We start from the raw sequence: 20,755 nt of genomic DNA, 5'->3' as shown, positions 1-20,755 counted from the left end.
GATTAATAAAAACTTAGTTTTTTAATCTGTTCTTGCTTATTGTGCGCATCTATTTCGTGAGTATAGATGGACAAAGTAATAGAAGGATTGCTGTGAGAGATTAAAGAAGAGATTGTAGAAATATCCATATTAGCTGCAATACAATAAGAAGCGAATGTATGTCTAAAAAGATGCGCATGAATATGACGACCCGTTGCAGCAGAAAGTTTTTTCATTAAATCATGTAATGTACGTGTTGGCATATAATTGTTAGAATCCGTTTTGCTCGGGAACAGATAATGACTTTCTTGAAGCAGATTTTGAAGTCCCAGAGATAAAGTGCTGATAGATTCATTGTAATTATCTAAGGCTTTCCTTAACTCATCATGTATAGGTACTTGATTATATTTACCTCCTTTTGTAAAAAGTGTAATGGTATTTTGTAATAAATTAATATCTTGTTTTTTTAAAGCAACTACTTCGTGGGCACGACATCCCGTATAAAGAAGAATACTAATAAGAAGCTGATTACGCAGTGAACAATAATAAAGATAGTCATAATAAGTGTTATTTACCTTTAATTTATATTGCTTCTCTTCTTTTTTTAAAAAATCAAAAATAAGAGAGATTTCTTCTCGGCTTAAAACTTCTTTAGGAACAACATTTTTCTTTGAACGTATAGGATCAATGTATTCATGAAGCTTTTCTGTACAAAGTTTTTTACGGTAACAAAATTTAAAAAAGCGATGCATAACTACTCTTTTACGTTTAATAGATGTCATTTTTAATTTAGAAATTTCTATAAAATAATCTTGAAAATCCTCAAAATTTAGGTCATCCACTTCCTTCTTTTGTGTCCATTTCTTAAATTGATTTAAATCTTGTAAGTAAGCCTTAATCGTGTGAGAAGATAACTGTTCAGCTTCTAACGACGATATAAAATATTGAACGGCTTTTTCAATAAGCATCTACAAATCCTCCTCATTAAAATAGATATAATAAAAGCCGCAGTATTAAACTGCGACTATGCTATTTTATTGTTGTGATGGTTTGGTGAGTTTTTTGTAAATAAGGAAATACATTCCTCCAATAAATACACCACCAATAATATTACCAAGAGTTACGGGAATTGCATTATTAATAAGGAATTTCCCCCAACTTAGCTGATCAGCTGTTGCATGAGCCAGTTCCATATATTCAGCATTATTCTTCACAAAAAGTGCTACAGGAATATAAAACATATTAGCTACAATATGCTCTGCCCCGCTGATTGCAAAAGCAAAAATAGAGAAGAAACCAGCCATTACTTTTCCTGTAATATCTTTAGCTGCATAAATCATCCAAATACCAGCACATACATAAATGTTACAAATAATCGCTAAACAAAGAGCTTGCGTAAATTGAAGGTTTGATTTAGATACGGCTGTTTTAATCGCATAAGCACCAAAACGACCATCACTCATATTAAGAATGCCGCTATTTGCTACTAAAAATGCGATTGCTACTGCTCCAATAAAATTACCTACTAATACAATAATTAAATTTTTAAAAAATCCACCCCATGTTGTGCGTTTTTCTAAAGTTGAAATGACGATTAAGCAGTTTCCAGTGAATAAATCTGCACCATTGATAACTACAAACATAAGTCCAATAGGGAATACTGCACCCGTTACTAATTTAGCTAAACCTTTATTTGCAACATCATGAGCTGCTACTGAGGAAGCAAAGCCACCTAATGCAATGTAAACACCTGCCATGATAGCCATTACTAGTACTAATAATGCACTACGATTAACTTTGTTGACACCGCCATCGCTAGTATAATTTGTGATTTCCTGTGGTGATAAATAATTTGCCATTTGTATACACTCCTTTTTCAGTATTAGAGTATACCATTATCACCTTGAGAATTCAATAAGCTTCTTGCCTTTTTATGTGTATTTCTACTTCTGTTTATACATATCTTGTAGTTTTTGGGTATAATCACGTTCTAGCTGGTGATAGGCTTCTTTCTCTTTAGTGATTTGTTCTTTTAGATGAGATATTTCTTCTTTAAAGCTTAACTTTTGTTCTAATAATTCATTGCGAAGTTGAAGCTCTTGTTTATCTTTTAATTGAGTTAACTCCTGTTGTTGCTTCGTTTCTAGCTGATTTTTTTCTTCTTTTAACTTTTCTACCTCTCGTTGCAAAAACCAAATTTCAGAAGCTAATTCATCATTTCTATTTTTAAGTTTACCATTCTCATTATTACGTTCTTCGATTTCCAACTCTAAGCGCTTATATCCTGTTACTTGTTCTTTTAATAATGTAATCTCTTCCTCGAATTTGGTATGCAATAAAAGATGGTTATTCAATTGCTGTTGTACTTGCTCCTTCTCTTTTACCACATCTGATAACTTACTTTTTAAAGCTTCTATTTCCTGAAGTTGACTAAATTCTTTTTTTTCAGCATCTTCTAGTATTTCTTTTGTCTTTTTATGTTCCAACAAAATCTCTTCTTTTTCAGCTACTTGCTCTTCTATTTTTTTCTCTATCTCCTTCAACTGTTCCTGATAGCCTAGCTGACTTTTTTCTATCATATGGGTATAAATACCCTGTACTCTTTTTAATAAAGTCTGCAATTCTTTTAAATCACCTTCAAAAAGTGAGTTTTCTTCTTTTGCTTTTTCTAGCTTATAACTAGCTAATAACATCCCCATAAACTCTTTGCCACTTAGCGTACTGTCTTTCATTAATTCACTTAATTCATTTTTCAATTCTTCTGGTACTTTTACACCAAATGTTACATCTGCCATTACTTCTCTCCTTATATGTAAACTTACATTATAAATAGTTAACCTTTATTATATATAGAGTTAACTAAAGTTAACTATATATATAAGTTAACATATTTTCAAAATTAAAATCAAGCCACCACAGATAATTTTATATTATCTGTGGTGGCTTGATAAAAAAGTAAGAAAAGGTATTAGATTATTAAACTAATATTCTGTAAATTATATAAAGATTACCATTTAAATATAGAGACTTCAAAAAAATGCTATTTAAACGGGTATTAAAGATATCGTATTTCTAAAATAGAATTCAAAATAAAATGAATGACATTAAGGAGTTAATACTATAGAGAGATATAACAAGGTAATAAATCAGACGAAATAAAATGATTTGGCAACCAGTGAACTGGCTCATTTGGAGAATTGAAGATGAAAATAAAAAATTAGCAAGGAATGCAAAAAGGACGTCCTTCTGGACGTCCTCATTAAGCATTGCACTGATTAATTGGATAAACATTGTTTAACAATGCTGCTCACTTTTTGGTTATCAGCTCTGCCACTCACCTTAGGTTTAATGGCAGCCATAACTTTACCCATATCTTTCATAGATGTTGCTTCAACTTCTTCGATCACTTGATGAATAAGTGAAGTTAGCTCTTCATCACTTAACTGCTTAGGCAAGTAACCTTGTAAAACAGTAACTTCTGCATTAGTATCTGCTACTAAATCTGGGCGATTTCCCTTTTCAAAATCAGCGAGAGCATCTTTGCGTTTCTTGATTTCTTGTACAATAATATCAAGAATTTGTTCTTCACTAACCTCCTGCAGAGTGTCTTTCTCTTTTTGAAGAATGGCACCACGAATGCTTTGGATGGTATTTTTGCGAAGGACATCTTTTTCTTTCATGGCTTCTTTCATATCTGAAAGAAGTTTTTCTTTTAAAGACATCTGCATCATCCCTTGTACAAAAAGCTTATGCTTTTGTATTCATATGGTAAACAACAAACAATTAATATTGTTTATTTTTTTTACGTGCTGCTTCTGATTTCTTTTTACGTTTTACACTTGGTTTTTCATAGTGTTCTCTTTTGCGGATTTCTTGCATGATACCTGCTTTTGCACAGTTTCTTTTAAATCTACGAAGAGCGCTATCTAATGATTCATTTTCGCGAACAGTAACCTCTGACATTTCTTTCCCTCCCTCCGGTGCAATGTTGTGCTTTATGCATTTGTACGGAGAAAAGATTAAAGCACTACGTTAAATTATAAAGTAATTTACGTGATACGTCAAGTATTCCACGTATATTTAATAGGATATCCTTAAGTTTTTATTACTTTTGATTCATATAAAATACATCATATATTATAAAAACTAGGCATTAAGCTGTGCGTTGATTGTTGTTTCAGCAACAGTAATAGCTTCTTTAATCTTAGAAGCATCTTTACCACCAGCTTGTGCCATATTAGGTCTACCGCCACCTTTTCCACCAACAACACCTGCTACAGCAGAAATGATTTGACCACAGTGTACCCCTTTTTCTACAGCACTTGGAGTAGCCATAGCTACAAGGTTTACTTTATCTGCAACATGGCTCATTAATAAAACAACCCCATCTTGAAGTTGATCTTTTAATGAATCACCCATGTTTTTAAGATCATTCATATCAAGTTCATCTATTTGACTTACTAACACTTTTATACCATTAATCGTTTTTGCTTGCTCAGTAAGGGCTCCTGCCTTACTAGCTGCAATTTCAGCTTTAAGTTTTTCATTTTCTTTTTCAAGATTTTTAAGCTCAATAGTCATACTTTCCACTTTTTTTACTACTTCTGTTTTTTTAGCTTTAACGAGAGCACTTACCTCATTTAAGCTATTTTCCATTGTTTGATAGAAATGAAGAGCACCTCTACCTGTTACTGCCTCAATACGTCTTACGCCAGCAGCAACACCTGTTTCAGAAATAATTTTGAAAGTACCAATAGCAGCTGTATTTTGAAGGTGTGTACCACCACAAAGCTCTACTGAGTAATCACCCATATTAACAACGCGTACTGTTTGGCCGTACTTTTCACCAAAGAGAGCCATTGCGCCTAACTTTCTAGCTTCATCAATAGGCATTTCTTTAATAGTAATGATTAAACCTTCAAGAATTTTTTCATTTACCAAAGCTTCTACTTTTTCAAGTTGTTCATGAGTTAAAGCTTCAAAGTGAGTGAAGTCAAAACGTAGACGATCTTTATTCACATTTGAACCTGCTTGCTCGATATGCCCACCTACCACTTCACGTAATGCTTTTTGTAAAAGGTGAGTTGCACTATGGTTACGAGAAGTATCCATACGTGATGCATTTTCTACTATAAAAGTAGCAGATTGACCTTTTTCAATAGAACCTTCTACTACTTGAGCATGATGAGCAAACTTACCACCGATAACTTTAGTTGTATCGCTAACAACAGCTTTACCTGTAGCTGTTGTAATAAGACCAGTATCACCTGCCTGACCACCACTTTCAGCATAAAATGGTGTTTCAGAAATAACAACATAAATAGAGTCACCACAGCCTGCTGCTTCTAAAAGTTCTTCATCATTTGCAAGTACCTCTAATGTACCTGTTGTTTCAAGCTTATCATAACCCACAAAAGTTGTCTTCATAGTTGAATCCATTTGATTAAATATGGTTTCATCTGCACCCATATATTTAGAACCACCACGCGCATCCCTTGCTTTTTGACGTTGAGCATCCATTTCTACTTTGAAACCTTCTTCATCAGCTTTTAATCCCTGTTCCTCAAGAATTTCATGTGTTAAATCAATAGGGAAACCATAAGTATCAGAAAGTGTAAAGCAAGCTTTACCGTCTAATACCGTTTTACCTTCTGCTTTCATTTCATCGATGTGTGCTTTTAAAATATTAAGTCCACGGTCAATCGTTTCATTAAAGTTCTTTTCTTCTACAGTAAGAAGTTTCGTAATATATTCATATTTATCTTCAAGCTCTGTATACTCATGTTTGGAATTATCAACTACTGTTTTAACAAGATCTTTTAAGAATAAACCTTCAATACCTAATAATTTAGCATGTCTAACGGCACGTCTAAGAAGTCTTCGCATAACATAGCCGCGCCCTTCATTAGAAGGAAGAACACCATCCGCAGCCATAAAAGTTACTGAACGAATATGGTCTGTGATAACACGAATTGATACATCGTTTTTGTAATTTTCACCATAAGTAACACCTGCAAGCTGGCAGACGTGATCACGGATAGCTTTGATTGTATCGACATCAAAGATAGAACTTACACCTTGCATCATAGCTGCAAGTCTTTCAAGTCCCATACCTGTGTCAATATTCTTTTGAGCAAGTGGTGTGTAAGTCCCGTCTTCATGGCGCTCAAATTGGGTAAATACTAAGTTCCAGAATTCCATATAACGGTCACAGTCACAACCCACACCACAATCAGGGCTATCACAGCCAAATTCAGGACCTCTATCAAAATAGATCTCTGAACAAGGGCCACAAGGTCCATCAATACCAGCTTCCCAGAAGTTATCTTCTTTACCCATATAAATAACTTTTTCATTAGGTAAGCCAATTTTATTTCTCCAGATTTCAGCTGCTTCTTCATCATCTTGGTAAACAGTTACAAATAAACGTTCTACTGGAATCTCAAGGTGTTTTGTAACAAACTCCCAAGCCCATTCAATCGCTTCTTCTTTAAAATAGTCACCAAATGAGAAGTTCCCCAGCATTTCAAAGAAAGTACCGTGACGTGCTGTTTTACCAACATTTTCAATATCACCTGTACGAATACATTTTTGACAAGTTGTCATTCTTCTTCTAGGTGGTTCTTCTTGACCAGTAAAGTATGGTTTAAGTGGTGCCATACCTGCATTAATGAGTAATAAACTATTATCATTGTGTGGTACTAATGGAAAGCTTTTTGCACGAAGATGCATTTTACTTTCAAAAAATTTAAGATACATTTCTCTTAGTTCATTTAAACTATAGTTTTTCATTTGCTCCTCCTAATAAATATCATTTATATTAACCTTGATTTAGCGCTATATACTCTTCTAAACAAAGCCCCTTTTGTTTCATCACGGTAGCTACTTCTATACCTACATAACGGTAATGCCAAGGTTCATACGTAATGTGTGTGATGTGTGTTTTATCTTTAGGATAACGTAGTACAAATCCTTCTAAATAACTATTTTTCAAGAGCCATTTACCAGTGGGCGTTTCACCAAAACTTATAATAAGAGGATCTTCCAGAACTCTCATACTCCAAGTTGTCACATCAATGGCTAAGCCTAACTGATGTTCACTATGTCCAGGAACTGCTACTATTTTAGCAGCTTCTATTTTGGCTGTTGTTTCATCCATCCCTTGTTTTTGATAGAAAGCTATTTTTTTATCAAAAAGCTTTTGCTGATAAATAAAAGAACGATAGCCACTTACTAAGCTTAAAGGCTCTAACCATTCATTAAACAACCTATTATTAAGCCTTATAAAAGCATGAAGTACAACTTCACATACCCAGATTCCTGAAGTAGGATCCTGAATTAAATCTTCTGGAATAAAAGTCTCACTTAAGCCATGAGAAGGATTAACTAAACAGACGTCATTCATATATAGCCTCCTTTAAAAAGTTACTGGAAATACAAAAAAACCTCAATCCCAATAGGGACGAGGTTTCTCGCGGTACCACCCTAGTTATAGGCATAAAAAACCTATCACCTTAAGGATTGTTAACGAAATCACCCGAATACCTCTACTTTTGTATGTTCAAGATATTTACTCCAAGACTGCTTCTATAAACAGGTATTAAAAAGCTTTCACCAATTGCTTCTCTCTCTGCAAACCCTTATTTATATACTCCTTCTTTTCACAGTAGTTCATATATATTATACGTTTAGTTTAGTTTGTCATATGCTATTCTTATACGATTATATGTAATCTTTTAGTTTTTGTCAATATATGACTTTTAAGGCTTTAGTACGTCTCAATCATTAATTTCATGAATAAAAATACCACTACGTAGTTTAGGCTCAAACCAAGTTGATTTTGGTGGCATTAATTGATGTGCATCTGCTACTCGAATAAGTTCATCCATAGAAGTTGGGAACATGCTAAAGGCTATATCCATATCTGTATCTGTTCTTCTATTGAGTTCTTCTATACCACGAATACCTCCTACAAAATCAATGCGTTTATCACCTTTTGGATCATGAATTTTAAAGATAGGCTCAAGAACATAGGTTTGTAGTAAAGAAGCATCTAACGAAGCGACAGGATCTGTTTCATCAATCCATTCTGGTTTCATAGTTAACTTATACCATTTCTTTTCGTAACGTATTCCGAAAGTATGTCTCTCCTTAGGTTTATAAATTGTTTCATTGATAGCTTCTATTTCAAATTTCTCTTGTAATTGGTTAAATAATTGCTCAGCATTTAAATTGCTTTCATCTTTAAGAACACGATTGTAATCCATAATACAAAGTTGTTCTTTAGGAAAGATAGTTGCTAAAAAATACTGTGCATCTTCTGAGGTTTTTCCTTCTTCACGGTACTTTCTTGCTACAGCCGCAGCAGCTGCTGCACGATGATGCCCATCTGCAATATAAAGTGCATCAGCTTCTTCAAAAGCAGAGGTAATGTTATGAATCGTATGAGGGTCAGATACTTTGAACACCTCATGTTTAACACCATCTTCTCCTATAAAGTAATAAACAGGTTCATGTTTAGCGGTGTATTCTAATAACCAAGCTGTTATAAGTTCTAATCCTTTATAAGCCAGAAAAATAGGGCCTGTATGGGCCTTGCAGTAAGAAACATGCTTGATACGATCTAACTCTTTGTCAGTTCTTGTATTTTCATGCTTTTTGATAATTCCTTCATCATATTCTTCAGCGGATACTAAACAAACAAGTCCATATTGTGTGGTCATACTATTACTTAAACCATAGATATATAAACTAGGCTCATCTTTAATAAAAACACCTTCCTTAATCATACGTCTTAGCGTATCACCTGCGAAAGCATATAATTCATCCCCTTTTGGATTTGTAATATGCATTTCAGGTTTGTCTACATGAAGAAAAGAATAAGGGTTTCCTTCTACCATCTTTTTTGCTTCTTCTGTATTCATTACATCATAAGGTAAAGCAGCTACTTTAGTCACTAATGAATTGGTTGGTCTGAGTGCACCAAATGCACGTATGGTTGCCATTTTATCACTCCTTTCAATTAATGTTTATATCATAACATATTTTCTGACAAGAATGAATATTTTATGTTGAATCTTTAGTAATGATGTTTTCATTTTACCTTCATTGGTTTTGTATTATAATAAAAAGAGTATCAGATAATTTGGAGGCGAAAAAATGAGGACAATAATGTGGTTTGTAAGCTTTGTTTTTACTTTGATTGGAACTCTTCCTAAATTAAGAAAAGCCCATAGTTTACAAAAAAGTGGTGATGTAGAAGCATTAGAAGCTTATGTTCACGAAGCATCTACAAAATGGATGTTAGGTAATATTAAGCGTAGTGGTGCAACAGTAGAAGTTAATGGATTAGATAATCTTCCAACTGACCAAACTGTTGTTTATGTTAGTAATCATCAAGGAAACTTTGATATTCCTCTTTTGATGAGTTATATCAATAGACCTAAAGGCTTTATTTCTAAAATAGAAGCTAAGAAAATTCCTATCATTGTGAAATGGATGGAATTATTACACTGTGTCTTTATGGACCGTTCTACTTTAAAAGGTTCCGCAGGAGCTATTATTGAGGGAATTAAGGTTTTAAAGCAAGGACACTCATTAGTTATTTTTCCTGAAGGTACAAGAAGTAAAGGTGATCAAATGGGTGAATTTAAAAGTGCAAGTTTTAAGCTTGCTACAAAAGCAGGTGTACCTATTGTTCCTGTTACTATTGATGGGTCTTATAAGCTCATGGAACTTAATCATAATAAAATTAAACCTGCACATGTTAAATTAACGATTCATCCAGCTGTTCCTACTAAGGGCTTAAGTAAGGAAGCTTTAGAGCTCTTACCAGATCAGGTCCATGCAATAATCGAAAGTAGTTTACCTTATAGAAAAGCAGACTAATATTCTTATAAATTATGCAAAACAAAAAATAGAAAATATTTCCAAGGAAATATTTTCTATTTTTTGTTTTGCATAATACTATCTGCACATAAAGCTGCCGTAGAAAACGCCGCTTGAATATTATAGCCACCAGTATCTCCATCTATATCTAAAACTTCACCTACAAAATACAGTCCTTTTTGCTTACGACTTTCCATCGTTGTTGGATTCACTTCTTTAAGATGAACTCCACCTGCTGTTACCATTGCTATATGAAAACCGCCTAAACTCGCAATAGTAAAAGGACATCTTGTAAGTTGATCAACTAATGCTTCTCTCTGTTTCTTTGAAAGTTCTGCGCAGGTTGTATGTTCATCTAGAGAAATACGTTGGCATAAAGCTTGATAAAGTGTTCGTGGTAATTCAAATTGCTTTAAAAAAGTAATGATTTCTTCTTTTCCTCTTTTAGCAACCTCTGAAGCAAAATAGGCTTTAATGTTTTCATAGCTTTTAGGATATAGAAAATTTACTTGCAGCGCATCACCACTTTTCATCCACCTTGAACTATTAATAATGGCCGGTCCTGACAAACCTTTATGTGTAAATAATAAATCACCTACATAATTTTGAATTTTCTTCTGTTCTCTCCAAATCGTTACTTCTGTTTGTTTAACTGAAACACCTGAAAGCACTTTAAAAGTATTTTCATCAAGTCTTACATCTGTCAAAGCTGGTCTAGGTTCAATAATGCGATGTCCCAAATGCTTGGCTAATAAATAACCTGTTCCATCTGAACCCATATGTGCATAGGATTTTCCACCTGTAGCAATGACAACTTGATTACTAAAATAGCGTTTACCAGTGGCAGTTTCTACTGTAAAAACTTTATCATATACAGAAATCTGATTTACAAGCTCACTATAAATCATTTCTACATTAGACTTTTGACACTGAACAAGTAAAGCATTTAAGATATCCATACTTTTCATGCTCTTAGGGAAAACTTTATTATTAGGAAATATCGTATAAGCTACACCTGCTTCTTCAAAAAAACGCATGGTTTTTTTATTGTCAAAAGCTAATAAAGCTTTTTTTAAAAATTTTGCTTTATCATCATAGCAGCTAAAAAAATCCTCTATATCACCGGCATGTGTAAAATTACATTGGCCAGCACCTGATATAAGAAGTTTTTTACCTGCTCCCTTGTTACGTTCTAATAATAACACTCTCTTTTGCTTTTTAGCTAAAGCTTGAGCAGTAAAAAGACCAGCCGGCCCACCACCCACAATAATGGTATTATAATGCATACCTTATATCCTCCACTTATTTGACCTTCTTTCCTATTATACAACAATTTCTCACTTTATTTAAAGCTTTAGGTATATTATTTCCATATTCTACACAAATTAAAATGAAGTTAGATAGGTGAGGCGAAAAATGAAACGTTTTATTATTTTACTTATCATTATATTAATTACATTTTTTTGTTTTTGCTACCAAGGTTATACCCTATCACACAAGGTCATTGTACTAGGAAGTGAACCTGAATATATATCTTATTAGCACCTTCTGAGCTACTTTATATTCAGTATGATGCTACAGATACTATTTCAGATTAAAAATACGGTATCTCATGAACCAATCATGAAATACCGTATTTTTAATGCGCTTCTGTTTTAAAGACATCTTTATTTTTCCATAAGTATTCAAAACCAGATACTAAAGTAAGAACTAAAGCTAAATAAGCTAAACAAGTAGCTAAAACAGGAAGTATAGGCCAATTAACTGGTAATAAATACACAATAATCATAGCCATTTGTATAACTGTTTTCAGTTTACCTAGGTAACTTGCTGCAATAACATGATTTTGATTAGCTGCAATAAGTCTTACGCCTGATACCATGAATTCTCTCAGAAGAATAAAAACAACAATCCACGTAGGCAATATGCCAGCAGGTAACATGCCTTTAATTCCAAATTCAACAACAGCTAACATCGCAGCTGTAACAAGCATTTTATCTGCTAAAGGATCCATAAATTTACCTAAATTAGTCACTAAATTCAGCTTACGTGCTAAATAACCATCTAAAAAGTCAGTTAAACTAGCAATAATAAAAATAGCTAGTGCAATCCATAATACTGTACCTATGGATAAAGACAAAGGTAACCATATGATCCCCATAAAAGCAAATACTAAAACGACACGTAGTAACGTGAGTTTATTCGCTATATTCATCTACTATCTCCCCAATCAAATCATAGTCGTTTGATGCTGTAATACGTACATCTACAAAATCACCTGAAATGAGTTCTCCTTCATATTCTACAAATACTTCACCATCTATATCAGGTGCATCTTGATAGGTACGACCAATATAAACATCCTCATCAGTAATCTTACCTTCAATAAGGACCTTCATGGTTTTACCCACTTTTTCAGCTGTTAAGGCGCTAGAAATACCATGTTGAAGTGCCATAATAGCATCACGACGTTTAATTTTTGTTTTTTCATCAATTTGATCTTCAAATAAAGCTGCTGGTGTTCCTTCTTCTTTTGAATAAGTAAAGACGCCTAGACGATCAAATCGCATTTCTTTTACAAAATCATATAAAATTTGAAAATCTTCTTCTGTTTCACCTGGAAAACCTACAATAAGCGTTGTACGAAGTGCAATACCAGGTATTTCTTGTCTCAACTTACCAAGGCGTTCTTTAAGCTGTTCCAGAGAACTTTTTCTTGCCATACGCTTAAGAATGGCTGTTGAAGCATGCTGAATAGGTATGTCTAAATACTTACATACTTTAGGATTCGTTTTAATTTCTTCAATTAATTCATCAGTAATACTTTCTGGATAACAATATAAAACGCGAATCCATTCAATTCCCTCTATTTTCCCAAGCTCATGTAGTAATTTTGCAAGAGAAGCATTTTCTAGGTCACGCCCATATTCTGTTGTATCTTGTGCTACTAAAATAATTTCCGAAACACCATCTGCTGCTAATTTTTCAACTTCAGCTTTAATTTTATCCATCTGACGACTTCTATATTTTCCTCTTAATTTAGGAATAATACAGTAAGTACAATGCTTATCGCAGCCTTCGGAAATCTTTACATAAGCAAAGTAACCCGCAGTTGTTAAAATACGAGGCATTTCATCTAACATTTCACGATCAATCAAGTCAAAATGCTGAGTACGAAGTCCTTTTTGTTCTAAAATACCATTGGCAATGTCCACAATCTTATCATATGAAGTGGTTCCTACAACAGCATCTACTTCAGGAATTTCATCTAAAATTTCTTGCTTATAACGCTGAGCCATACAACCTGTTACGATAAGGGCTTTACAATTCCCTGTTTCTTTGTAGCCAGCCACTTCTAATATATTTTCAATACTTTCTTTTTTGGCATCTTCAATAAAACAACAGGTGTTAACAACAATGACATCTGCTTTTTCTTCATCACCTGTTAAAGAAAAGCCTCCTTGATTGAGTAGCCCTAGCATATGTTCGCTATCGACTAAGTTTTTATCACATCCAAGTGATACAAAAGATACTAAATAATTCAAAATGCTGCTCCTTTCATGTTAAGCTAACCTTATGTTAGCAGTGATTACTTTTAGCAGCAAGCACACAGTTCTTCATAAGCATAGCAATTGTCATAGGGCCTACACCGCCTGGAACAGGTGTAATAGCTGCTACATGGTCCTTGGCTGAATCAAAGTCTACATCACCACAGAGCTTACCGTTTTCATCACGATTCATGCCTACATCAATTACAACTGCATCTGCTTTTAATTGTTCACCTTTAATAAACTTTGGAATGCCTACAGCGGCAACCACAATATCTGCTTGCTGAAGTATATCAGTTAAATTGTTAGTTCTAGAATGACAGATAGTAACTGTACCATGTTCTCTTAATAAAAGCAAGCTTACAGGTTTACCTACAATATTACTTCTGCCAACAACCACGCAGTTTTTACCTACTATATCTACATGACTACGTTTAAGTAGTTCAATAATACCTGCTGGTGTACAAGATACAAAGCCAGGAAGTCCTATACTTAAGGCACCTACACTTTGCGGATGAAAGCCATCTACATCTTTTGCTGGAGAAATACGCATAATGACTTTTTGTTCATCCATATGTTTTGGTAATGGTAATTGAACTAAAACACCATGTACCTGGTCATCTCGATTAAGCGTATCAATAAGCTCAAGTAAATCTGCTTCAGGTGTTTCTATAGGCAATTCATAGCTAAAAGATTTAATACCTACATATTCACAAGCTTTCTTTTTATTCCCAACATACACCTGTGAAGCACTATTATCCCCAACTAAAATAACAGCAAGACCAGGATGAATACCTTGTGTTTTAAGTAATGCCACTTCTTCTTTTAATTCATCTTTAATCATAGTAGAAATAAGTTTACCATCTATAATCTTTGACATCTTCTCTCCCCCTTATTATCTTTAGAATAAGCCTGTAACAACGCCTTTACTATTAATATCAATTTGTTCAGCTGCAGGCTTTTTAGGAAGTCCTGGCATTGTCATTACATTACCTGTAAGAGCAACAATAAATCCAGCACCTGCTGATATTCTAATCTCTCTAATAGTTGTTGTAAAGGCTTTAGGTCTACCAAGTAATGCCGCATCATCAGATAAAGAATATTGATTTTTTGCCATACATACTGGTAAATACTCAAGACCTAAACTGTTAATTTTAGCAAGTTCTTTTTTTGCTTTAGGTTCAAACACAACTTGATCTGCTCCATAAATAGAAGTAGCAATACATTTTATTTTATCTTCTATACTCATATTGTCATCATAAAGTGTTTTAAACTTACTAGGTTCTGTATCAAGAACTTTTAGAAGTTCTTCTGCTAAGGCAATACCACCTTCTCCACCTTTTTCCCAAACATTAGCTAAGGCAAAGTGACATCCTTTAGCTTTGCAAGCAGCTTCAACAGCAGCAATTTCGGCTTCTGTATCTGTTACAAATGCATTTAAGGTCACTACAACTGGTACACCATAAAGTTGAAGATTTTCAATATGCTTTTCCAGATTACTCATACCTTCTTTAAGAGCTTCCACATTTTCATTTTGTAAATCAGCTTTTTGAATGCCACCATTATATTTAAGCGCGCGAATAGTGGTTACTAATACTACTGCGTCTGGTTTTAGATCGGCTTTACGACATTTAATATCGAAGAACTTCTCAGCACCTAAATCTGCACCAAAGCCTGCTTCAGTAACGACAATATCACCCAATTTTAAAGCAAGTTTTGTAGCAATAATACTATTACAACCATGAGCAATATTGGCAAAAGGGCCACCATGCATAATAACAGGGGTATTTTCTAAAGTTTGAACTAAGTTAGGTTTAATGGCATCTTTAAGTAAAGTAGTCATTGCGCCTTCTGCTTTTAAATCACCTGCTGTTACAGGTTCACCTTTCATATTATATCCAATAATAATTTGGCTGATTTTTTGCTTTAGATCATCTAGGTCTGTTGCAAGACATAAGATAGCCATAATTTCAGAAGCTACTGTAATCATAAAACCATCTTGGCGAGGTACACCATTCATTGGCCCACCAAGACCTACTACGATTTCTCTTAAAGCACGGTCATTCATATCAACGCATCTTTTCCAAGTAATGGTACGCACATCGATATTTAAGCTATTACCTTGGTGAATGTGGTTATCAATCATAGCAGCAAGTAAATTATTAGCAGCACTCATGGCATGAATGTCACCTGTAAAATGAAGATTAATATCCTCCATTGGAACAACTTGTGAATGACCACCACCTGCTGCACCTCCTTTGATTCCCATACAGGGGCCTAAAGATGGTTCACGTAAAGCAATGATCGCATTTTGTCCAAGCTTGCATAAGGCTTGTCCAAGACCTACGGTTACTGTTGTTTTTCCTTCACCAGCTGGTGTTGGGTTCGTAGCAGTTACTAATACCAACTTACCATTCGAATGGCTTTTTACGCGGTTCATTAATTCATAGGAGAGTTTAGCTTTATAATTCCCGTATAATTCTAGCTCTTCTGGCTCAATACCAGCTTTTTTAGCAACTTCTTTAATAGGTTTCATAATGGCTTCTTGTGCAATTTGAATATCTGTTTTCATCTTTTGCTCCTTTAACTTTGTAAATTGGTATGATTTTATAAAACTTTTCTAGGTTTACTTCCTTCATCAGGGCCAACAATACCTCTGACTTCTAAAGCTTCCATTAGTCTAGCTGCTCGATTAAAACCTATTCTAAAATAGCGTTGTAACATAGAAATAGAGAGTTTTTCCTTCTCTGCAGCAAATGCAATGGCTTTTTCTAAGAGTTCATCTTCCTCTTCATCATCTGCAGCTATAGGCATAGCTGCATTTTCCAAAGTTTGAATGACTTCTTCCTCGTAAACTACATGATCTGTTTTAATAGCGTTTACAATGCTTTCAACTTCTTGGTCAGAAATAAATGCACCTTGAATACGAATAGGTTTAGATTGCCCTACAGGATAAAAAAGCATATCTCCTTTACCTAAAAGCTTTTCAGCCCCTACCATATCTAATATCGTTCGTGAGTCTGTACCAGAGGAAACAGCAAATGCAAGTCTTGATGGAATATTAGCTTTAATAACTCCCGTAATAACATCAACTGACGGTCTTTGAGTTGCTATAACAAGATGAATTCCAGCTGCACGAGCCATTTGAGCAAGGCGACAAATAGCATCTTCTACTTCCTTTGCACCTGTCATCATAAGGTCGGCTAACTCATCAATTATGATAACAATCTGTGGTAATTTAGCACTTTCTTCTATTTGTTTCTCATTATAACCCTTCATATCCCTGACATTATTCTCTGCAAATAAGTTATAGCGTTTCGTCATTTCGTTAACAGCCCAGAATAATGCCCCAGCTGCTTTTTTAGGATCGGTTACAACCGGAATTAATAAGTGCGGAATGCCATTATATACACTTAATTCAACTACCTTAGGGTCAATCATAATGAGTTTGACCTCATGAGGTTTAGCTTTATAAATAATGCTTGTAATTAAGGTGTTGATACATACACTTTTTCCAGAACCAGTTGCACCAGCTATTAAAATGTGAGGCATTTTTCCTATATCGGCAATAATAGGTTTACCTGCAATATCTTTGCCTAAAGCAAAAGCAAGCTTAGAGGGAAAAGCTAAGAAGCGATCAGAATCAATAACTTCTCTTAAGTATACCATTTCACTTGTTGTATTGGCTACCTCTATTCCCACTGCAGCTTTACCAGGTATCGGTGCTTCTATACGAATATTAGGGGCTGCTAAGTTTAAAGCAATATCATCTGCAAGATTAACAATTTTACTTACTTTAACGCCTTGTTTAGGTTGTAATTCATAACGTGTGACAGAAGGTCCTTTATGTATTTGTGTAACCTTAGCTTCTACTCCAAAACTACCTAGTGTTTCTTCAAGTTTACGTGCATTACTTAAAGATTTTTTTGAAGCTTCTTTATTTTGAATAGCTTGTCCTTTTTGAAGCAAAGTGATTGGAGGAAATTGATACGGCGGAATAGGTACAGTATTTTCTTTAGTAAGTTCAGCCATAGTTTCTTCTATAACAGTTCCTTCATTAATTGCAACTTTTGATGCTGCCTTTATCGGTTCATCTTCTTTAGTTTCTTTAGTTTCTTTAGTTTCTTCAGTGTCTTCTATTCTTGTAGTGTTTTCACTATAAACTGATGAATCGTATATAGGAATTTCATCAAGTCTATGCGGTTCAGAAGCTATCAATGTTACCTCTTCATCTTGCATTGATGGTGTTTCAGACATAGGTTTTGATAACTTTTTAGAGGCTTTTGATTTCTTTTTGTTGGTTTCTTTGGTTGCTTTCATTTTTTCTTTGTGTGCATTGATATAGGCTACAAAACGTTCATTAATCCATGAAAAAACAGGAAATTGTGTTAAAACTAAAATCCACACTCCTAATAAAACGGTTAAAATAACATAGGTACCATATAAACCTATTAGACTTAAAAACAAGTAACTTAACACGGCACCTATATAGCCCCCATTTTGCCAACTTGCTTTTTCCAAGTAACTGATACTTAATAAGGATAAACTCTTATCTTCTCCATAATAAAGCAAATGAAAAAATATAATGAGCATAAATAATAAGGACCCTAAATAAACTGCTAGTTTAACCACTCTATCAAATCGACCTTGAATATAAAAAATTCCTATAATCATAGTAGCTACGGGAATAATATAGCCACCGACTCCAAATAAGCCTATAAAGACTTGTTTTAGAAAACTACCAAATAATCCGGATTTATCTGAAAAAATACCGATTAAAATCAAAACACCTATACCCATTAAAGAAATACCTAAGATTTCTTTAGAAATAGCTGGGGTAGTATCCTTAAGGACTGTACGTTTTCTTTCACCTGTTGTTCTTTTCTTAGTAGAATATCTCCCTTTTCCTTCTTTTTTACTCATTTGTAATACCCCTTTATTCTTATCTACCCTATCTCCTTTATTAAATGAAAATAGATGTATACATTATTGCATACATCTATTATTATAGCATTCAAAATTCTATTTGATAAGAGCATTTTCAAGTATTTTGCCAGGACGTAAGTCCTCTCTTAAAAAATCTTGAGGATTAGTAGAATAAACACGTTCTAAGATATAACCTTCTGGCGTCTTACACGCTAAAACATGATAACCATTATACTCTATTTCTTGGTATTCTATTATTTCATCTAATCCATAGATAGGTGCTACTGAATACATCATAACTCATTAGCCTCACTTTCTGCTATAAGCTGATGAAGTTTGCTCATAGCTTCTGTTAAACCGCCTAATTCGTCTATGATTTTTTCATCTACAGCTTCTTGGCCTACTAAAATAGTTCCTACATCTCTCGCTAATTTACCCACACTTAACATGAGTTCCTTAAAACGTGCTTCTTCAATGTGAGAGTTTCTCGCTACAAAAGCAACAATACGCTCTTGCATTTGATCGAAGAATTCAAAAGTTTGTTGTACACCTATAACTGTTCCATTCATACGTACAGGATGAATCGTCATAGTAGCTGTAGGTGTAATAAACGAATAGTCACTTGCCACTGCAATAGGAACACCTATAGAGTGAGCACCTCCTAGTACTAAAGAAACAGTTGGTTTATTAACAGAGGCTATGAGTTCCGCTAAAGCTAGTCCTGCTTCTACATCTCCACCTACTGTATTTAAAATAATTAAGATACCTTTAATTTTGGGATCATCACAAAGTCCTACCATTTGTGGAATGATATGCTCATATTTGGTAGTCTTATTTTGTGGTGGTAAACTCATATGTCCTTCTACTTGGCCAATAATAGTAATGCAGTGAATAGGACTTTCACCTTCTTTACCAGGAGGAAGTTGTCCAAATTCCTTAATATTATCAGCTACTTCACCAGCAGGTGGCATATCATTTTCTTCTTGATTTTTAGCGTTATCGGAAGATTGCCCCCCATTCTTACTATTCACGGGTACATCATTTTTTATGAGTACATTCATAGGAACATCATTTTTCATGGGGACATCGTTTTTCATAGGTACATCATCTACAAGATTTCTTTCATTTTTCATGGGCTTGTTCCTTTCCATACATATTATGTTTAGTATGCAAAGAACAAGCCCACTTCATACATTAAAGATTAAATTCATCATGTAAAACATCAATTGCTTTAGAAACCATGCTTTCTCTGATAAGGCAAGAAATAGTCGTTAATGAATCAGCTGTTTGTAAGACTTCAATTTGTGCTTTCGTTAAAGCCTTAATAATACGAGACATAACACCTGGTACCCCGGTCATACGTTCTCCAATAGCTGTTACTTTGGCACAGTCCTCTAAAAGGTCATACTTATACCCCTGTTGCATTAAAAGATTTTCTAATTTATTTTGCTCAGAACAATCAATTGTAAACACTTTATAATTCGGGAAAATATTAATTAAGTCAATACTAATATCCGCAGTTGCCATTCTAGACAAAATATCTTCCTCTGCCAATATATTTTCATGAATTGTAAACTGAACACGTCCATTACGATGAGCAACACTTGTAATTACTTTATGATTAGCTTCTGATTGATAAGGTATGATATTCTGTACAATATAGGTTCCTACTTCATCAGAGAAAGTGTTTTTAATAAGTAATGGAATATTGGCACGCTTAGCATATTCTACTGCACGTGGATGAATCACCTTTGCACCACTATCAGCCATCTGAAAAACTTCATTGTAACTAATGGCTGGAATAATCTTAGCTTTGTCACAAACATTAGGATCTGCAGTCATAATTCCATCGACATCTGTATAAATTTCAATGCGTTCAGCTTTTAAAGCCATTCCTAGAATAGAGGCGCTGGTATCACTCCCCCCTCTTCCTATCGTTGTCATCTCACCATCCATAGTAACGCCTTGAAATCCCGCTACTACAGGTGTAACACCGGCTTCTAAAGCTGCCAAAAGCTGATCTGGTTTTGTACATAATAAATCTGCTTTTTTATGATAACTATCGGTTATAATTCCTGCCTGGCCGCCTGTAAAAGCCCGTGCTTTTATACCAGCTTCGTTTAATAGCGTGGCCATGGTTACAGCTGAGATAATCTCTCCGCAGGATAAAAGTAAGTCATATGCATGATCGCTCATTTCTCCTGCCGTTTCTGTAACAAAATCAATAAGTGTATCAGTTGCATAGGGAGAACCTTTTCTACCAATAGCAGATACAACAACTACTGGCTCTTCTCCTTCCAATTTAGCTGCTTTAATTTTCTCTACAACCTTATTTCTGCTTTCAGGTGTGGCTACAGAAGTACCACCAAATTTTTGAACAATGATGTGCATATTATTAGGTCCTTTCCCTTGTT

General features: G+C 34.3%; 18 protein-coding genes and 1 other annotated feature. Of the genes, 1 reads left to right on the top strand and 17 read right to left on the bottom strand.

The genetic code is table 11. The features are described from left to right. Positions 1–2: 2 nt before the first annotated feature. From EKH84_RS13035 to EKH84_RS13000, 8 genes are all read right to left on the bottom strand, one after another. A complete protein-coding gene (locus EKH84_RS13035) occupies positions 3–947 on the bottom strand; it encodes a tyrosine-type recombinase/integrase (protein WP_127066627.1) in 945 nt (314 codons plus the stop codon). A 66-nt stretch (positions 948–1,013) separates the two neighbouring features. Beyond that, positions 1,014–1,838 carry a formate/nitrite transporter family protein gene (locus EKH84_RS13030; protein ID WP_127066626.1) on the bottom strand — a complete coding sequence of 275 codons (825 nt, stop codon included), beginning with the start codon at positions 1,836–1,838 and terminating at the stop codon, positions 1,014–1,016. 84 nt (positions 1,839–1,922) lie between these two features. Further along, a complete protein-coding gene (locus EKH84_RS13025) occupies positions 1,923–2,774 on the bottom strand; it encodes a hypothetical protein (protein ID WP_127066625.1) in 852 nt (283 codons plus the stop codon). A gap of 480 nt (positions 2,775–3,254) precedes the next feature. Further along, on the bottom strand, positions 3,255–3,701 hold the full coding sequence (locus EKH84_RS13020; protein WP_013657176.1) for a GatB/YqeY domain-containing protein: 447 nt from the start codon (positions 3,699–3,701) through the stop codon (positions 3,255–3,257). A gap of 61 nt (positions 3,702–3,762) precedes the next feature. Continuing rightward, complete coding sequence (rpsU, locus tag EKH84_RS13015; RefSeq protein WP_013657175.1) at positions 3,763–3,942, bottom strand: 30S ribosomal protein S21; 180 nt, start codon at positions 3,940–3,942, stop codon at positions 3,763–3,765. Positions 3,943–4,125: 183 nt separating this feature from the next. Continuing rightward, entirely contained in the window at positions 4,126–6,771 is a 2,646-nt protein-coding gene (alaS, locus tag EKH84_RS13010) for an alanine--tRNA ligase (RefSeq protein WP_127066624.1), read from the bottom strand. Between the two features lie 28 nt (positions 6,772–6,799). After that, entirely contained in the window at positions 6,800–7,384 is a 585-nt protein-coding gene (locus tag EKH84_RS13005; protein ID WP_013657173.1) for a M15 family metallopeptidase, read from the bottom strand. A 50-nt stretch (positions 7,385–7,434) separates the two neighbouring features. After that, positions 7,435–7,653: a binding site (T-box leader), on the bottom strand. 104 nt (positions 7,654–7,757) lie between these two features. After that, positions 7,758–8,984, bottom strand: coding sequence for a DUF1015 domain-containing protein (locus tag EKH84_RS13000; protein ID WP_127066623.1), 1,227 nt, complete (start codon positions 8,982–8,984; stop codon positions 7,758–7,760). A gap of 154 nt (positions 8,985–9,138) precedes the next feature. Between EKH84_RS13000 and EKH84_RS12995 the strand changes: the two genes are divergently transcribed. Then, the gene (locus EKH84_RS12995) at positions 9,139–9,867 is read left to right on the top strand and encodes a lysophospholipid acyltransferase family protein (RefSeq protein WP_127066622.1); all 729 of its coding nucleotides are present in this window, start codon (positions 9,139–9,141) and stop codon (positions 9,865–9,867) included. A gap of 56 nt (positions 9,868–9,923) precedes the next feature. Here the strand turns inward: EKH84_RS12995 and EKH84_RS12990 are convergent, their stop codons facing one another. From EKH84_RS12990 to dapG, 9 genes are all read right to left on the bottom strand, one after another. After that, on the bottom strand, positions 9,924–11,153 hold the full coding sequence (locus EKH84_RS12990) for an NAD(P)/FAD-dependent oxidoreductase (RefSeq protein WP_127066621.1): 1,230 nt from the start codon (positions 11,151–11,153) through the stop codon (positions 9,924–9,926). Between the two features lie 353 nt (positions 11,154–11,506). Then, positions 11,507–12,082, bottom strand: a complete 576-nt coding sequence (gene pgsA, locus EKH84_RS12985; protein ID WP_127066620.1) for a CDP-diacylglycerol--glycerol-3-phosphate 3-phosphatidyltransferase — start codon at positions 12,080–12,082, stop codon at positions 11,507–11,509. Next, entirely contained in the window at positions 12,066–13,412 is a 1,347-nt protein-coding gene (gene rimO / locus EKH84_RS12980) for a 30S ribosomal protein S12 methylthiotransferase RimO (RefSeq protein ID WP_127066619.1), read from the bottom strand. Before rimO ends, pgsA begins: the two co-directional genes overlap by 17 nt. A 34-nt stretch (positions 13,413–13,446) precedes the next feature. Continuing rightward, entirely contained in the window at positions 13,447–14,295 is an 849-nt protein-coding gene (gene folD / locus EKH84_RS12975) for a bifunctional methylenetetrahydrofolate dehydrogenase/methenyltetrahydrofolate cyclohydrolase FolD (protein WP_013657166.1), read from the bottom strand. A gap of 21 nt (positions 14,296–14,316) precedes the next feature. Then, entirely contained in the window at positions 14,317–15,987 is a 1,671-nt protein-coding gene (locus EKH84_RS12970; protein WP_127066618.1) for a formate--tetrahydrofolate ligase, read from the bottom strand. 35 nt (positions 15,988–16,022) lie between these two features. Beyond that, positions 16,023–18,338: an FtsK/SpoIIIE family DNA translocase gene (locus EKH84_RS12965; protein ID WP_127066617.1), complete on the bottom strand. Its 2,316-nt coding sequence runs from the start codon at positions 18,336–18,338 to the stop codon at positions 16,023–16,025. Between the two features lie 99 nt (positions 18,339–18,437). Further along, complete coding sequence (locus EKH84_RS12960) at positions 18,438–18,638, bottom strand: YlzJ-like family protein (protein WP_013657163.1); 201 nt, start codon at positions 18,636–18,638, stop codon at positions 18,438–18,440. Next, a complete protein-coding gene (locus EKH84_RS12955) occupies positions 18,635–19,474 on the bottom strand; it encodes a ClpP family protease (RefSeq protein WP_207669738.1) in 840 nt (279 codons plus the stop codon). Before EKH84_RS12955 ends, EKH84_RS12960 begins: the two co-directional genes overlap by 4 nt. Positions 19,475–19,535: 61 nt before the next feature. After that, positions 19,536–20,732 carry an aspartate kinase gene (dapG, locus tag EKH84_RS12950; RefSeq protein WP_013657161.1) on the bottom strand — a complete coding sequence of 399 codons (1,197 nt, stop codon included), beginning with the start codon at positions 20,730–20,732 and terminating at the stop codon, positions 19,536–19,538. Positions 20,733–20,755: the final 23 nt, after the last annotated feature.

This window comes from Cellulosilyticum sp. WCF-2 (genome assembly GCF_003990395.1).
GTDB classification, from domain to species: Bacteria; Bacillota; Clostridia; order Lachnospirales; family Cellulosilyticaceae; genus Cellulosilyticum; species Cellulosilyticum lentocellum.
This window is presented reverse-complemented; position numbering and strand designations above follow the sequence as displayed.

Excerpts from the sequence above, each read along its gene's own strand:
- EKH84_RS12955 (WP_207669738.1), bottom strand. The coding sequence starts at position 19,474 with ATGAAAAATGAAAGAAATCTTGTAGATGATGTACCTATGAAAAACGAT.
- EKH84_RS13020 (WP_013657176.1), bottom strand. The coding sequence starts at position 3,701 with ATGTCTTTAAAAGAAAAACTTCTTTCAGATATGAAAGAAGCCATGAAA.
- EKH84_RS12970 (WP_127066618.1), bottom strand. The coding sequence starts at position 15,987 with ATGAAAACAGATATTCAAATTGCACAAGAAGCCATTATGAAACCTATT.
- EKH84_RS13035 (WP_127066627.1), bottom strand. The coding sequence starts at position 947 with ATGCTTATTGAAAAAGCCGTTCAATATTTTATATCGTCGTTAGAAGCT.
- folD (WP_013657166.1), bottom strand. The coding sequence starts at position 14,295 with ATGTCAAAGATTATAGATGGTAAACTTATTTCTACTATGATTAAAGAT.
- EKH84_RS13030 (WP_127066626.1), bottom strand. The coding sequence starts at position 1,838 with ATGGCAAATTATTTATCACCACAGGAAATCACAAATTATACTAGCGAT.
- rpsU (WP_013657175.1), bottom strand. The coding sequence starts at position 3,942 with ATGTCAGAGGTTACTGTTCGCGAAAATGAATCATTAGATAGCGCTCTT.
- EKH84_RS12995 (WP_127066622.1), top strand. The coding sequence starts at position 9,139 with ATGAGGACAATAATGTGGTTTGTAAGCTTTGTTTTTACTTTGATTGGA.
- EKH84_RS13025 (WP_127066625.1), bottom strand. The coding sequence starts at position 2,774 with ATGGCAGATGTAACATTTGGTGTAAAAGTACCAGAAGAATTGAAAAAT.
- EKH84_RS12990 (WP_127066621.1), bottom strand. The coding sequence starts at position 11,153 with ATGCATTATAATACCATTATTGTGGGTGGTGGGCCGGCTGGTCTTTTT.
- EKH84_RS13000 (WP_127066623.1), bottom strand. The coding sequence starts at position 8,984 with ATGGCAACCATACGTGCATTTGGTGCACTCAGACCAACCAATTCATTA.
- dapG (WP_013657161.1), bottom strand. The coding sequence starts at position 20,732 with ATGCACATCATTGTTCAAAAATTTGGTGGTACTTCTGTAGCCACACCT.
- EKH84_RS13005 (WP_013657173.1), bottom strand. The coding sequence starts at position 7,384 with ATGAATGACGTCTGTTTAGTTAATCCTTCTCATGGCTTAAGTGAGACT.
- EKH84_RS12960 (WP_013657163.1), bottom strand. The coding sequence starts at position 18,638 with ATGATGTATTCAGTAGCACCTATCTATGGATTAGATGAAATAATAGAA.
- alaS (WP_127066624.1), bottom strand. The coding sequence starts at position 6,771 with ATGAAAAACTATAGTTTAAATGAACTAAGAGAAATGTATCTTAAATTT.
- EKH84_RS12965 (WP_127066617.1), bottom strand. The coding sequence starts at position 18,338 with ATGAGTAAAAAAGAAGGAAAAGGGAGATATTCTACTAAGAAAAGAACA.
- pgsA (WP_127066620.1), bottom strand. The coding sequence starts at position 12,082 with ATGAATATAGCGAATAAACTCACGTTACTACGTGTCGTTTTAGTATTT.